This is a genomic window from Pseudomonas sp. NPDC088444 (genome assembly GCF_044900175.1).
Classification (GTDB): domain Bacteria; phylum Pseudomonadota; class Gammaproteobacteria; order Pseudomonadales; family Pseudomonadaceae; genus Aquipseudomonas.
On sequence record NZ_JBJDNK010000007.1, the window covers coordinates 200,571 to 214,886 of the forward strand.

The 14,316-nt window shown below is 60.2% G+C and carries 9 protein-coding genes; 4 read left to right on the forward strand and 5 right to left on the reverse strand.

The window, feature by feature from the left end; all coding sequences use genetic code 11:
* Positions 1–2: 2 nt before the first annotated feature.
* Together ACI2KB_RS15735 and lon are read right to left on the reverse strand one after the other, a co-directional pair.
* Positions 3–395: a protease inhibitor I42 family protein gene (locus ACI2KB_RS15735; protein ID WP_404636057.1), complete on the reverse strand. Its 393-nt coding sequence runs from the start codon at positions 393–395 to the stop codon at positions 3–5.
* Between the two features lie 146 nt (positions 396–541).
* Entirely contained in the window at positions 542–2,959 is a 2,418-nt protein-coding gene (gene lon / locus ACI2KB_RS15740) for an endopeptidase La (protein WP_404636059.1), read from the reverse strand.
* A gap of 267 nt (positions 2,960–3,226) precedes the next feature.
* Here lon and ACI2KB_RS15745 point away from each other — a divergent pair, with 267 nt between their 5' ends.
* From ACI2KB_RS15745 to ACI2KB_RS15760, 4 genes are all read left to right on the forward strand, one after another.
* Complete coding sequence (locus ACI2KB_RS15745) at positions 3,227–3,898, forward strand: methylamine utilization protein (protein WP_404636061.1); 672 nt, start codon at positions 3,227–3,229, stop codon at positions 3,896–3,898.
* Positions 3,895–6,249, forward strand: coding sequence for an EAL domain-containing protein (locus ACI2KB_RS15750; RefSeq protein WP_404636063.1), 2,355 nt, complete (start codon positions 3,895–3,897; stop codon positions 6,247–6,249). Before ACI2KB_RS15745 ends, ACI2KB_RS15750 begins: the two co-directional genes overlap by 4 nt.
* A gap of 76 nt (positions 6,250–6,325) precedes the next feature.
* Positions 6,326–7,153: a DUF3034 family protein gene (locus tag ACI2KB_RS15755; protein WP_404636263.1), complete on the forward strand. Its 828-nt coding sequence runs from the start codon at positions 6,326–6,328 to the stop codon at positions 7,151–7,153.
* A gap of 20 nt (positions 7,154–7,173) precedes the next feature.
* The gene (locus ACI2KB_RS15760) at positions 7,174–7,584 is read left to right on the forward strand and encodes a group 1 truncated hemoglobin (protein WP_404636264.1); all 411 of its coding nucleotides are present in this window, start codon (positions 7,174–7,176) and stop codon (positions 7,582–7,584) included.
* A 221-nt stretch (positions 7,585–7,805) separates the two neighbouring features.
* Here the strand turns inward: ACI2KB_RS15760 and ACI2KB_RS15765 are convergent, their stop codons facing one another.
* From ACI2KB_RS15765 to ACI2KB_RS15775, 3 genes are all read right to left on the reverse strand, one after another.
* The gene (locus ACI2KB_RS15765; protein ID WP_404636065.1) at positions 7,806–10,226 is read right to left on the reverse strand and encodes a glucose/quinate/shikimate family membrane-bound PQQ-dependent dehydrogenase; all 2,421 of its coding nucleotides are present in this window, start codon (positions 10,224–10,226) and stop codon (positions 7,806–7,808) included.
* A 127-nt stretch (positions 10,227–10,353) separates the two neighbouring features.
* The gene (locus ACI2KB_RS15770) at positions 10,354–11,700 is read right to left on the reverse strand and encodes a carbohydrate porin (protein WP_404636067.1); all 1,347 of its coding nucleotides are present in this window, start codon (positions 11,698–11,700) and stop codon (positions 10,354–10,356) included.
* 506 nt (positions 11,701–12,206) lie between these two features.
* Positions 12,207–14,237, reverse strand: coding sequence for a TonB-dependent receptor (locus ACI2KB_RS15775; protein ID WP_404636069.1), 2,031 nt, complete (start codon positions 14,235–14,237; stop codon positions 12,207–12,209).
* Between the last annotated feature and the right edge of the window lie 79 nt (positions 14,238–14,316).

Below are 14,316 nucleotides of genomic sequence, written 5' to 3' on the forward strand. Positions count from 1 at the left end.
GGTTACTTCACCGTGATCGCGCAATCGAACGTGCGCTCGGGCCGTACTTCCGGCGCCCAGGGTTGCTGGTAAACCATCATCAGGTGACCGGTGCCGGGGTTGGCGGCTTTGTAGCGCCAGACTGACTGGCCGGAAGTGCCCACCATGCCGACGTCTTCCGGGGTGTTGAACACTTCAGGGCCCAGGGCGTTGAGGATCGAGGGTGCGGGGTTCTGCATCAGCCAGCGATGCCCGGTGGTGGGGTTGCTGGGCAGCATGAGCATGAGGGTCTGGCCGGTCTTGAGGGTGATCGGGCAGTCTTTCTGGTCTTCGAGAGAGACGATCTGTTTCGGTTGCTGGGCGCAGGCGGCCAGCAGGGCCATGCTCAACGGGACAAGCAGACGGGCAGGGGTCATGAAGGCTCCGGTCGTAGGCGGTTTGAGTCCGAGCATAACCGAAGATTGTTGATCGTTCCCACGCTCTGCGTGGTCACGCCGCTAAGGATGCATGCCCACGCAGAGCGTGGGCACGATCACTGCCTCAACCGGAAGAGCGTGGGGTATTAGAACAACACCTTCGCCACGTCCGAGAAGCGCTTGGCGAAGTGGGCGGTGATGCCTTCCTTGAGGTACTCCGGCAGTTCGTCGAAGTCTCCCCGGTTGGCTTCTGGCAGGATCAGTTCGAAGATCTTCTGGCGTCGCGCCGCAATGACTTTCTCCCGCACGCCGCCAATGGGCAGTACATGCCCGGTCAGGGTCAGTTCGCCGGTCATGGCCACGCCTTTCTTCGGCGCCTGATTGCGTGCCAGAGAGAGCAGGGCGCTGGCCATGGTCACGCCTGCGCTCGGGCCATCTTTTGGCGTCGCGCCTTCCGGCACGTGCAAGTGAACGAAGGCCTCGTCGAAGAAACCTTTGTCGCCGCCAAACTTCGCCAGATTGGAGCTGATGTAGCTGTAGGCGATTTCCGCGGACTCTTTCATCACGTCGCCCAACTGGCCGGTCAGCTTGAAGCCGCGGTTGTGGGTGTGAATGCGCGTGGCTTCGATCGGCAACGTGGCGCCGCCCATGCTGGTCCACGCCAGGCCGGTGATCACGCCTATGCCGGACAACACCTGTTCGCTGCGGAAGACCGGCATGCCAAGGGAGGCTTCAAGGTCTTTCGGGCCGATCTTCACGACGGTGTCGGGGTTATCGAGCAACTTGACCACTGCCTTGCGCACCAGCTTGCCCAGTTGCTTCTCCAACTGACGCACGCCGGACTCACGGGCGTAGCCTTCAATGACTGCGCGCAATGCGCTGTCGCTGATGCTCAGGCTGGTTTTCGCCACACCTGCCTTGTCCAGTTGCTTGGGCCAAAGATGGCGTTTGGCGATGGCCAGTTTTTCCTCGGTGATATAGCCCGACAGGCGGATGACTTCCATCCGGTCCAACAGTGGGCCGGGGATCGAGTCCAGCGTGTTGGCGGTGCAGACGAACAGCACTTTCGACAGGTCCAGACGCAAGTCCAGATAGTGGTCGAGGAATTCGACGTTTTGCTCAGGATCAAGTGTTTCCAACAGCGCAGACGCCGGGTCGCCTTGATAGCTCTGACCCATCTTGTCGATTTCGTCGAGCATGATGACGGGGTTCATCACCTCCATGTCTTTGAGCGCCTGCACCAGCTTGCCCGGTTGGGCGCCGATGTAGGTGCGGCGATGGCCCTTGATTTCGGCTTCATCGCGCATGCCGCCGACGCTGAAGCGATAGAACGGTCGCCCCAGCGATTCGGCAATCGATTTACCGACGCTGGTTTTACCCACGCCCGGCGGGCCGACCAGCAGCACGATCGAGCCTGCGATTTCACCTTTGTAAGCGCCGACCGCAAGGAATTCGAGGATGCGGCTCTTGATGTCATCGAGTCCGGCATGATGCTGGTCGAGCACTTTGCGCGCGTGTTTGAGGTCCAGCTTGTCTTCGCCGTAGACGCCCCATGGCACCGAACTGGCCCAATCGAGGTAGTTGCGAGTAACGGCGTATTCCGGCGAGCCGGTTTCCAGAACCGAGAGCTTGTTGATCTCTTCGTCAATGCGCTTGCGCGCTTGCGGCGGCAGGGTCTTGCCGACCAGACGTTCTTCGAACTGCTCGATGTCGGCGCTGCGGTCGTCTTTGGTCAGACCGAGTTCCTGCTGAATGACTTTCAACTGCTCTTTCAGGAAGAACTCGCGCTGGTGCTCGCCGATCTTGCGGTTCACCTCGGCGGAAATTTCTTTCTGCAAGCGCGCGACTTCCACTTCCTTGCGCAGCATCGGCAGGACTTTTTCCATGCGCTTGAGCACGGGCACGCAATCCAGCACTTCCTGCAATTCCACACCCGTGGCCGAGGTCAGGGCGGCTGCGAAGTCGGTCAGCGGGGAGGGATCGTTGGGGCTGAAACGGTTTAGGTAGTTCTTCAGTTCCTCGCTATAAAGCGGGTTGAGGGGCAGCAATTCCTTGATCGCGTTGATCAGCGCCATCCCGTAAGCCTTGACCTCGTCGGTCGGCTCGTTGGGTTGATGCGGGTATTCGACTTCCACCAGGAAGGGGGGGCGATGGTGTTTGAGCCACGTCTTGATGCGCACACGACTCAGGCCCTGGGCCACGAACTGCAATTTGCCGCCTTCACGGCTGGCGTGGTGCACCTTCACCAGCGTGCCGTATTCGGGCAGGGCCTTGGTGTCGAAGTGGCGTGGGTCTTCAGGCGGCGTGTCCATGAAGAACAGCGCCAGCGAGTGGTGTTCGGATTTGCTCACCAGTTCAAGGGTTTCGGCCCAAGGTTCTTCGTTGACGATCACCGGCAGGACTTGCGCCGGGAAGAACGGGCGGTTGTGAATCGGGATGATGTACACCTGATCCGGGAGGTTCTGGCCCGGCAGCGCAAGGCTTTTACGGTCCGCGCCGATGACTTCGTGCTCGTGATCGATATCACCGGCAGCGTGTGCTGAATCTGCTTGCTGGTCGCTCATGGGGCACCTGCATGAATGGAGTTGAGGCTTAGATGGGGCAGCCGCGCTCAGGTTTCAATAGTTGCGGTCGATAGCATTGAACAGGAGAGCCGATAGGGAAATATAGGTGGCTTGTGCCTTTCGTCGGCTATTAGTGAGTAGTGGCGTTATGCCTGCTTTTATCGCGTGATCTTCCTTTTAGGGGCGGGTAATCTGCGTAAAACGTTTCCGCACAATGCCAGGGCTGGCGCTACTCTTACTACCGACCATGCCGTACTGGACGTTTGTATGAACCACGTTGTTTCTTCGTTGTGGGTGGCCGCAACCGTTCTTCTTGGCTCCGCTGCCAGCGCCGCCTCGTTGACTGCCGAATTCGTCGATGCTCAGGGCAAACCTTTGAGCGATGCCGTGTTGACGCTCCAGGGGCCTGCCGCAAAGCCCGATCCGGCCCCTAAAGCCGACATGGACCAGCGCGATCAGCGCTTTGCGCCCCATGTGCTGGCGGTGCGTACGGGTACTCAAGTCAAATTTCCCAACAGCGACGACATTCGCCATCAGGTGTATTCGTTTTCGCCCGCCAAACGCTTCGAACTGCGTCTGTACGGCGGCACGCCGTCTGACCCGGTGTTGTTCGACAAACCAGGTGTGGTCGTACTCGGCTGTAATATCCACGATTGGATGTTGGGCTATATCTACGTAACTGACGATCCCTGGTTTGGCGTGAGCAGTGCCAATGGGACGCTTCGTCTCGATCAGATGCCCGCAGGGCACTACAAGGCGACGCTCTGGCATCCCCAGGCGCCTGACATGCAACCCGTTTCCGGAGGCGAGTTCGACATTCCTGCCGCAGGCCTGCATCAGCGTTTCACCCTCGCCGTGCAACCCAAGGCCGACGATAGCCCCGCAGCGCCCCCGCCCAGTGCATTTGGCGATGCGTTCCACAAAGCTGCCCATGAATGAAACGCCGAATTAGCTTTCAGGCGCGCATTGCAGGCGTGCTGATTCTGCTGCTGCTGATCGTGGTTGGTGCGGTGTTTCTCGCCGTCAAGGCCGCGACGCAGGACGCTGTGCGCAAACAGGCGCAGGCACAACTGGAAGTGGGTACACGGGTGTTCGAGGGCTTGCTGGAAATGCGCGGCAAGCGGCTGCGTGATGCCGTGCAATTGCTCTCCAGCGACTTCGGCTTTCGTGATGCCGTGGCGTCGGCGGACTCGGCGACGATCCGCTCGGTCTTGCTCAACCACGGAGCGCGGATCAACGCCAACGACATGTTCCTGTTGGGCATGGACGGCAAAGTGTTGTCCAGCACCATCGACCAGATCCCCGAAGGCTCGCCGTTTCCTTACTTTCAAGCCTTGCGCGATTTGAAGTCACACAATCAGTCGATGCTGATCGTGCCATTGCAGGGCATGCCGCACCTGTTGGTCGAGAGCACCATATCGGCGCCGCTGCCGATTGCGCGAGTGGTCATGGGGTTCAGCATGGATGACGACCTGGCACAGGAGCTGCGTTCTCTCAGCGGTTTGCAGGTGTCGTTCCTTTCTGTGGTCAATCACGAACCCGGACAAGTCATCAGTACCCAACCCCAACGGCTGCACGACAGCCTGCAAGGTCTGATGATGAGCCCGGCGAGCGATCAGATGCAGATGACCGAGCACGGCAAGCACAGCTTTTTGAGCACGCGCCTGAATCTGGGGAATACCGGCGACAGCAACGGCGATCAGGTCGTGGCCTTGCTGCAAAGCCCGCTGGATCACGCGATGCAGGCGTTCGCGCCGCTGGATGAAAAGTTGTTCTGGATCACTGTGGTCGCCATGGTGGCCTCATTGATTGGCACGTTGCTGCTGGCGCGCAGTGTGTCGGGACCTGTGAGGGCGTTGGCCCAGGCCGCCGAGCGGATCGGGGAGGGCGATTACAGCACGCCTGTCACGCTCGAGCGCGGCGATGAACTGGGGTTGTTGGCGGGGGCGATCAACCATATGCAGGAAGGCATCGCCGAGCGTGAAAAACAACTGGCGCACAACGCCCTGCATGACGGTCTCACCGGCCTGCCCAATCGGGCGTTGGTGATGGAGCGTCTGGGCAGTGCGGTCTCGTCGCAGCGGCACGTGGCTTTGCTCTATCTGGGCATCGACAACTTTCGCGCCATCAACGACAGCATCGGGCCGGAAGGGGTCGAGCACCTGTTGCAAATCCTTGGCGAGCAACTGCAACTGCCGTTGCGCCCCGGTGACACCGTGGCGCGGTTATCCGGCAACGAGTTCCTGCTACTGGTGCACAATGCCGAAATCGACAGTGCGGTGGCAGTGGCTGACCGGCTGCAACGACTGCTGCTCAAGCCGCAGCACATCGCCGATCACGATATCTCGCTGGACGCCTGCATCGGCATCGCGGCGTACCCCGTTCATGGCGATTCGCCTTCCGAACTGCTTCGCCGCGCCTCCATTGCCCGGCAGGACGCCACGCAGATGCCGGGGCGTCTACAGGTCTACGAGGATGGGCGGGACGTTGCGCATCAGCGCCAGATCAAGTTGATTCGGGATCTGCGCCATGCCGCACGCAACGGCGAGCTGCTGCTGCATTACCAGCCGAAGCTGGATATCCGTAATGGCCGTGCGCGGCAGGCCGAGGCCCTGTTGCGCTGGCAGCATCCACAGTTCGGGAGTGTATCGCCTGGCGAATTCATCGTACTGGCCGAGCGCACGGGCAGCATTCAGTTGCTGACCAACTGGGTCATCGAGGAGGCCATGCGCCAATTGGCCGAATGGAGCCGTCGCGGCTTGCACGTGCAGTTGTCGGTGAACATCTCGGCCGATGACCTGCTCGATGGCGACTTGGTCGACCGCGTGTCCGATCTGCTCAAGTTGTACCGCGTGCCCGCCGAACAATTGATATTCGAGATCACTGAAAGTGCTGTGATGCGCGAGCCGGAGCAGGCGCTGCAAGTGCTCAACCGGCTGCGTGAATGCGGCATCAGTCTGTCAGTGGATGACTTCGGAACCGGCTACTCTTCATTGGCGCACCTCAAGCGCTTGCCGGTGCAGGAACTGAAAATCGACCAGTCCTTCGTGCGTAATCTGGATGAAACCAGCGAAGACGCGGTGATCGTCCGTTCAACGATTGAGATGAGCCATAACCTGGGGCTCAAGGTGGTCGCTGAAGGCGTTGAGTACGAGCACAGTTTGCGATTGCTGGAGCGTTGGCACTGCGATACCGCGCAGGGCTATTTGATCAGTCGGCCGCTCAATGCGGTCGCTTTCGAGGCATGGATCGCCAAGTCTCACAGTTCACCGAGCATGATGATCCACTGATTGGTTGATGTTTATGACACGTAGTCTCTGGGCTGTATTAAGCCCTGTGGTGTTAGCGAGTGTGGTAGGTGGTTGCATGGCCGGTCTGGCCGCTGTGGTCGAAGCCGATCAGGGGCGTCTGATCGCTACCGGGGGGGCCAGCAGCATCGAAGGCGCGGCTGGGGGCGGGATCATCCCTTGGGCAGTGCTCGCCGGTTACGACGAACAGGGCGAGTGGGGCGCCAACCTGTTCGCCACCCATATCGATCTCCCCGACTACACGCTGGATGTCGCCGGTATGGCGTTTTCCTACGGTAACCGCGTGGAGTTTTCGTACGCGCATCAGCGATTCGACCTGGGTTCGGTGGTTCATAAACTGAGCCTGCCGGAAGACAATCTCACTCAGGACATCTTCGGGGTGAAGGTCCGGCTGTTTGGCGACCTGATCTATGACCAATTGCCCCAAGTGTCAGCGGGTCTTGAATACAAACACCAGAATGACTTTCTGATCCCAAGCCTCATTGGCTCCAAACGTGACGCCGACGTTGAGGGTTACCTCACGGCGAGCCGTTTGTTCATGGGCGCTGCCTTTGGTTACAACGTGGTGGTTAACGGCGGCGTGCGTTACAGCCGGGCCAATGAAACCGGCCTTCTGGGTTTTGGGGGCGATCGGCGTGATACCCGCAGCGTGTTGAAAGAGGGCTCGGTGGCGTTGCTGTTCAACCCGCGCTGGGCGGTGGGCGTCGAGTATCGGGAAAAGCCCGACAACCTCTCGTTCGCCGGGGAGAGCGATTGGGCTGACGCATTTGTCGCCTGGTTCCCCAACAAGCATGTTTCGGTGGTGTTGGCCTACGCCCGTCTAGGCGAAATTGCCACGCTGGACAACCAGAACGGCACGTATCTGTCTGTGCAGGGGAGCTTCTGATGGTGCGACCATTGCGCTGGATGGGGGTCTTGAGCCTTGCCCTGTTGGTGGCCTGCGCGCAGCAGCCGCCCAAGGATGACAGCTTGTACCACGCGCTGGGCGAGCGGGCGGGGATTCAAAAGATCGTCGAGGGGATGCTGCTGCATATCGCCAAAGATAAGCGTATCTACAAGTTTTTCGCCAAGGTCGACATCGTTCGTGTGCGTGACAAGCTGGTCGAGAAGTTCTGCGTCGAAGCGGGAGGGCCTTGCACCTACACCGGCGATACGTTGGCTGAGGCGCACAAGGGGCTGAACCTGAGTCGCAGCGACTTCAATGCGCTGGTGGAAAACCTGATCGACGCGATGGATGACCAACACATCCCGGTGTCGACGCAGAACCGGTTGATCGCGCGACTGGCGCCGCAGCGCGGTGAGGTGATCGAAAAATGATCCGCTGCGTATCTTGTGGGAGCCGGCTTGCTGGCGAACTCGGAGTGTCAGGCTAACGATATTCGGCTGATCCGACGCGTTCGCCAGCAAGCCGGCTCCCACAAAGGATCGGGGTCACCGAAAGATTGTGCACGGCGCCAGATCCGACGGCACAACAAACCCTTTCACAAAAAAGGCGGTCATCTTTCGATGGCCGCCTTTTCGTTTACCGCTCTACCGAATCAATCCGGCAGCTTGTACGCAATGATGTAATCGCCCATTCGCGTACCCAGCGAGCCGTGGCCGCCGGCAACGATCAGCACGTATTGCTTGCCGTCCTTGCCGGTGTAGGTCATTGGCGTCGCCTGGCCACCCGCTGGCAGACGCCCGGCGAACAGCTCTTTACCGGTTTTCACGTCATACGCACGCAGGTACTGGTCCAGCGTACCGGCCAGGAAGCCCACGCCGCCTGCCGTCACCATCGAACCGCCCATGCTCGGCACGCCCACTGGCAGGCCGATTGGTACTGGCGTGTTGTCGCGGCTGGTGCCATTTTTGTGCTTCCACACCACCTGATTGGTGGTCAGGTCGACCGCCGCCACGTTACCCCACGACGGGGCCTGGCACGGCATACCGAACTGCGACATCAGCGGGTGCATGATCACTGCGTACGGCGCGCCGGTGTTCGGCTGCACGCCGCTGGTTTCGCTCTCACGCTTGCTGCCCGCCTCAACCTTGGCGCGCGGCACCAGCTTGGACACGAAGGCCATGTAGTTCGGGCTGGTGAACATCAACTGACGCACCGGATCGACCGAAACGGCGCCCCAGTTGAACACGCCCACGTTACCCGGATAGATGATGCTGCCTTGCTCGGACGGAGGGGTGTACTGACCTTCGTAACGCAGTTCCTTGAACTGGATGCGGCACAGCATCTGGTCGAACGCGGTGGCGCCCCACATGGCTTTTTCAGTCAGCTCAGGCGGCAGCATGTTCAGTTGCGAACGCGCTTGAGTCGGCGAAGTGTGGTCGCCTTGCGCAGCACCGGTCGGCGCCGGAACCTCGTCGATGGGCACAATTGGGGTGCCATCGCGGCGGTCCAGTACGTACAGGCTGCCTTGCTTGGTCGGCTGAATCACGGCCGGCTTCACGCCGTCCTTGGTTTTCAGGTTGATCAAGGTTGGCTGGCTCGGTACGTCCATGTCCCACAGGTCGTGGTGAGTGAACTGGTAGTTCCAGCGCACCTTGCCGGTGTTGACGTCCAGTGCGACCAGGCCTGCGCTGAATTTCTCGGCGCCGGGGGTACGGTCTGCACCGTACTGGTCAGGCATCTGGTTGCCCAGTGGCAGGTAGACCAGGCCCAGCTTTTCGTCGACGCTGGCCAGCGACCACATGTTCGGTGCGTTGCGCGAGTAGAACTGGTCGGCAGCAATCGGCGCGGTAGCGTCCGGGTTGTTCGGGTCCCAGTTCCACACCAGTTTGCCGTCGTGCACGTCGTAGGCGCGGATCACGCCCGATGGCTCGTTGGTCGACTCGTTGTCGGTCACGTGGCCGCCAATGATCACCAGATTACGGGTGATCGCGGCAGGCGAGGTGGAGTAGTAGCCACCGGCAGTGAACGGGCCGATGTTGGCGCGCAAATCGACAGCACCTTTGTTGGCGAAGTCTTCGCAGACCTTGCCAGTGTCGGCGTTCAGCGCGATCAGGCGCGCGTCGGCGGTCGGCAGGTACAGGCGACGAGGGCAGGCGGTTGCAACCGCTTTGCCAGCGTCAGACAGCGCGGCCGCCGGAGCGCCGACGTCGGATTTGGCGTAGGCGTCTTCGTCGTAGTACGAAACGCCACGGCAGGTCATGTGTGCCCAGCCGGTGAAGTTTTTCGCACCCTCTTTCGAGATCTGCGGGTCGTACGACCAGATGGTCTTGCCGGTGTCCGGGTCCAGCGCCAGCACCTTGCTGTGCGGGGTGCAGGCATAGACCATGCCGTTGACCTTCAGCGGGGTGTTCTCGTTGGTCAGTTCGACCGGGTCTTCTGCCGTTGGCAGGTCGCCGGTGCGAATGCGCCAGGCTTCTTGCAGTTTGCCGACGTTTTCAGGGGTGATCTGCTTCAGCGGCGAGTAGCGATTACCGTGCTCGGAGCGACCATACGCCTGCCAGTCGCCTTCCAGCATTGGCTGCGGATCGTACGCCACGCCTGCGTCGTCGCGGTCCAGCTTGCCTTTGATTTCACCCGGGCTGGTGAACTGGCTGGCGATGGCCGTCAGACCGGCCAACACCACAGCGATGCTCAGCGCAACGGTCGGCAGACCGCCCGGCTGGCCGCGCAGCACAGGGCGGCGGAACCATGGCAGTAGCATGGTGACGCCGAGTACGAACCACAGCGACAGACGTGGCACCAACTGCCACCAGTCCAGGCCGACTTCCCATAGCGCCCAGACCGTGCTCAGAAACAGCACGACGGCAAACACACCCAGTGCCGCGCGGCTGCCTTTGATCAGCAACACGCCAGTGATGATGAAACCAATACCGGCCAGCAGGTAATACAACGACCCGCCCAGTGTCAGCAGTTTGATACCCCCGGCCAGCAAGGCCAGGCCCATGACCAGAATCACCAGCCCGAGCACGCTCGGTAACCGGCGACCCCGACTGAAAGCACCGTCAGTGCTCATAGTGTCGTACTCCGTAACGATTAAGTGGTTGACGCTTTGTTCTTTTCATTTGTCGACTCGAACCGTTTGAATCCGTCTCTTTCACGCTAGTTCCAGAAACCGGATTCAGAAAGTTCGAATATGTCGATCAGAACGAAGATTGAATCTTCAGTCCGGCCACCAACGCGTCGTCGACCTGGTTCACGCCGCCTGGGTGACGGATGAATTGCAGGTTGGGGCGCACGGTCAGCCAGTTGGCGACGTGGACGCCGTAGTACAGCTCGGCGTTGTATTCGGTGTCCTGCACGGGCAGGAAGGCCGGGTCGGTGTAATCGCTGACGTTGTTGGCCTGGTTTTGCAGGTTGATGTTCTTGCGATACGCCGGATTGACGTGAATGCGACCGACGGCCAGGCCTATGTCATCTTTCGGGCGCGCGTCGAACGGGCCGGTGTAGGTGGCGCCCAGCGCGACGTAGTTGTCGATTATGTTGGTCTTCTTGTCGTGCACGGTGCCGTTGGCGAACAGGCTCAGGCCACGGCTGTTATCGCTGGCCTGGCTCGTGACTTGCTGGCGCAGGGTCAGCCACATGCCGTGTTTGCTGGACGACGAAGCGTAGTCGTCACCGCTCAGGGCGGCGTAACGGCCATTGCTGTCCTTGTAGACATCACTGCTGTCAGCGGTGCTGTAGTAGTAACCGAGGCGGTACTCGCCCGGCAGGCCGTTGACCTTTGGCGACCAGACCAGCTCGACTGGCAGCACAGCGCCTTTCGTGCCGCTGCCACTGAGCTTGAAATTGTTGTCGTTTTCCAGGTTCGACGGGTTCTGCTCGAAGGCACCGACCTGAACGAACAGTTCGGGGTTGAGCTGGTATTTCACGCGCAAGGCCCACTGGCTGATCGGCCAGTTGTACCAAATGCCGCCGCCCCAGTTGCCAACTTGTGAGCCACAGAACGACAGGTTCTGGAAGTCGCAGGGGAAGGTGTTGAAGTCCTCGCCTTCGTTGAAGCGACCGACCTTGATGCTCAGCTTCTGATCGAGAAATTTCTGCTGATACCACAGGTCGGTCAGGCGCGTGACGTTGCCACGGCCCCAGACTTCTTGCGATGACGAAATAGTGCCGACACGGGGATCGGACACCCGGTCGTTGCTGATGTTGTCGCCGTTGCGGTTGGTCAGCGTCACTTGAAATTCAGCGTCGTGCCAGCCGAGGATTTTTTGCAGATCAAGGTGCGCGCCGAGGGCGAATTGATCGCTGTAGCGGGTCGCCTTGTCGTGGTTGTAGCCACCATGTAGGTTCGAACCGACCTCGATGACCGTGTCGAGCTTGAAGTCATAGCCCTGTTGCGACAGCTCGCTGCGCTTGCCACCCCAGTCTCCGAGCATCAATGGCGACTCGCCATCGAACGCGGAGGCGGCGTGGGCGCAGGTTGTCAGGCTCAATGCGGCCAGGCCGAGTGAGCGAATTGAGGTGCAGCGTTTCGAGGACGAAGGCATAGGGCGTGAGTTCTTTTTGGTGAGGTGAAGACGGCGCAGACCGGTCACTGCGTCGATAAGCCGCGAGGGCAAAACTTGACAGATGAGTGCATGAAACGATTCAGCTATCAGCTCGGCGCGATGATAGGGGGCTAACGATTTTTAAAAAAGACGATTTTGCGACATGAATAGTTACGAATTGCGCAACAGTCATGAAAAGATGGGGTAGCGCTATCCCTTAGTGTCTATGGGGAATACGCGAATCGTGATCTGTGATGTGAGGCGAGAGATAGTTACACAGGTTGGATATAAACGCGGTCTCTGTAACAGCACGGCTTGCCGACGGTGGCGATTTCAAAAACGCCATCGCCGGTAAGCCGTGCCTGGAGTCAATTGTGGGAGCGAATTCATTCGCGAGAGGCCCTTACATCCGACACATCTCTGCCGAATGTACCGCCGCCTCGTCGGGATGCCGCCCAGAATGAATTCGGTCCCACAGGGGGTACGCATGAGTCAAATGACGATCGTTAGAACGTCGTACGCAAACCGACCTCGATGCTCCGGCCTTGCGCCGGGGCGATGTCACGCAGAATCGAGCTGGCGTAACGTACGGTCTGGTTGGTCAGGTTTTCTCCGTTCACAAACGCCAGCCACTGACTGCCACCGAGGTTGAATTTATAACCCGCACTCGCACCCAGCGTGGTGTAGCCGTCGGTGCCAGTTTCGTTGTCCGGCACACGGCCTTGGGACGCGGCATGCTCAACGTCGATCCGCGCCTGCCACTTGTCCAGTTCCCACAGCAGACCACTGTTCAAGCGCAACGGTGCGATGCGCGGCAGCGCTTCGCCGGTGTCCAGATTGGTGGCGCGGGTGTAATCGCCTGACAGTTCCAGCGCGAATTTGCCGTACTGGCTCTCGCCCAGTTTCCAGTGATCCTGTACCTCGAATCCTGCAAACCGTGCGCGCACACCCGAGTAGGTGTATTCCGGGATACCGTCCGCATCTTCTTCACCGTCGTCGTTCAGTGTACGACCGGTGCCCAGCAGGCCGATGTAATTGGAGAAGTGGCTGTAAAACACGCCGAAACTGCCCTTGTGCGTGCCGTTGTCAAAGCGCAACGCCAGGTCACTGGACACGGCCTTTTCTTTCGAAAGCCCCGCATCACCCACTTCATAGGTGCCGGTCGCGACATGAGCGCCATTGGCGTACAACTCGTAGAACGTTGGTGCGCGTTCGGTGTAACCCAGCGTGGCGGCCAGCGACCAGATCGGCGTCAGGGTGTACACGGCACCAGACGACAGACTGCCCGCAGTGAAGCTGCTGGAACGGTCTGCATTGGCGAAACGCTCGTTGCCTTTGCCATCCGGATCGACGGTGGTGTGTTCCAGACGTCCACCCAGGCTCAGCTTCAGGCGATCCGTGGCCTGTAGCTCTTCAAGAATGAACAGTGCACCGGCGTCGGTATCGGTCTGGGGCACGAAGGCTTCTTCGCCCAATGCCGAGAACTCGCTGCGGGTGACTTGCGCGCCAACCACGCCATTCAGCGGGCCAATCGGTTGGTGGCGCGCTTCGATGCGGGCTTCGTAGCCTTTGTTCTTGAAGGTTGTGCCGACTTCGCCGTCTTCGATCTCCATGTGTTTGTATTCGGTGTAACCGGCGTCCAGTTTCACCGAACTGAACGGGCCGGACAGGTTGCGGATTTCCGAGGCGAACGCGTAGTGATCCTGCTTCATGCGGATGCGCACGTCCTGCTCGGCGGGCGAGCCGTAGTTGGAATCGTAATTGCTGTAGGAAAGCCCCGCGTAACCGTCGTCCCAGGTGTAGGAACCGCCGACTGCGCCGCCGTCCTGACGGCCGTCGCTGTTGCCCAGACGGTGCTTTTTGTCATCACCATCCTGATCGCGGGCGCGTTCGTCGGCGGTGCGGGCGTAACCGGGGATTTTCAGGTCGTTGAATTCCCGGGCGTTGGCGTCCAGGTGCAAGGCGAACGTGCCGTTGCCCGCTTCCAGACGACCCGCGCTGCTGCGCGTGGTGTCGGCGCCGCCATAGCGCAATTCGCCTGCGCCATGAATGCCTTCGATGGCTTCGGTGGGGATGCGTTTGTCAAAGGTGTTGACCACGCCGCCAATGGCGCTGCCGCCGTACAACAAAGCGGCGGGGCCACGCACGATTTCGATGCGATCCACATTGACCGGGTCCAGTGGCACCGCGTGGTCGTACGACAGCGATGAGGCATCCAGCGCGCCGACGCCGTTGCGCAGCAGACGAATACGATCGCCGTCCAGACCGCGAATGATCGGACGGCTTGCGCCGGGTCCGAAGTAGGACGAAGACACGCCGGGCTGCTTGTTCAGGGTTTCGCCCAGGCTGCCTTTTTGTTGCAGGGTCAGGTCATCGCCGGTCAGTACGGTGCTGGGCGATGCCACCTGATCGCTCCCCAGCGGGTTGGCGGTAATGGTTTGCTGTTCCAGTTCGATCGCGTGGGAGGGCGAGGCGATCAGCAGCGCAGTGGCCAGCGGCGTCAGACGCCAGAGTCGGGAAGAGGAAGGGCGGGACATGCAGCGGTTTCCTTGGCAGGGTGGGACTCAAATGATTAGCTTTATAGTGTTATAACATAACAATAAAAATGCAATCATT

Coding starts and splice junctions, on each gene's coding strand:
- ACI2KB_RS15750 (WP_404636063.1), top strand. CDS start 3,895: ATGAAACGCCGAATTAGCTTTCAGGCGCGCATTGCAGGCGTGCTGATT.
- ACI2KB_RS15775 (WP_404636069.1), bottom strand. CDS start 14,237: ATGTCCCGCCCTTCCTCTTCCCGACTCTGGCGTCTGACGCCGCTGGCC.
- ACI2KB_RS15735 (WP_404636057.1), bottom strand. CDS start 395: ATGACCCCTGCCCGTCTGCTTGTCCCGTTGAGCATGGCCCTGCTGGCC.
- ACI2KB_RS15745 (WP_404636061.1), top strand. CDS start 3,227: ATGAACCACGTTGTTTCTTCGTTGTGGGTGGCCGCAACCGTTCTTCTT.
- ACI2KB_RS15765 (WP_404636065.1), bottom strand. CDS start 10,226: ATGAGCACTGACGGTGCTTTCAGTCGGGGTCGCCGGTTACCGAGCGTG.
- ACI2KB_RS15770 (WP_404636067.1), bottom strand. CDS start 11,700: ATGCCTTCGTCCTCGAAACGCTGCACCTCAATTCGCTCACTCGGCCTG.
- ACI2KB_RS15755 (WP_404636263.1), top strand. CDS start 6,326: ATGGCCGGTCTGGCCGCTGTGGTCGAAGCCGATCAGGGGCGTCTGATC.
- ACI2KB_RS15760 (WP_404636264.1), top strand. CDS start 7,174: ATGGGGGTCTTGAGCCTTGCCCTGTTGGTGGCCTGCGCGCAGCAGCCG.
- lon (WP_404636059.1), bottom strand. CDS start 2,959: ATGAGCGACCAGCAAGCAGATTCAGCACACGCTGCCGGTGATATCGAT.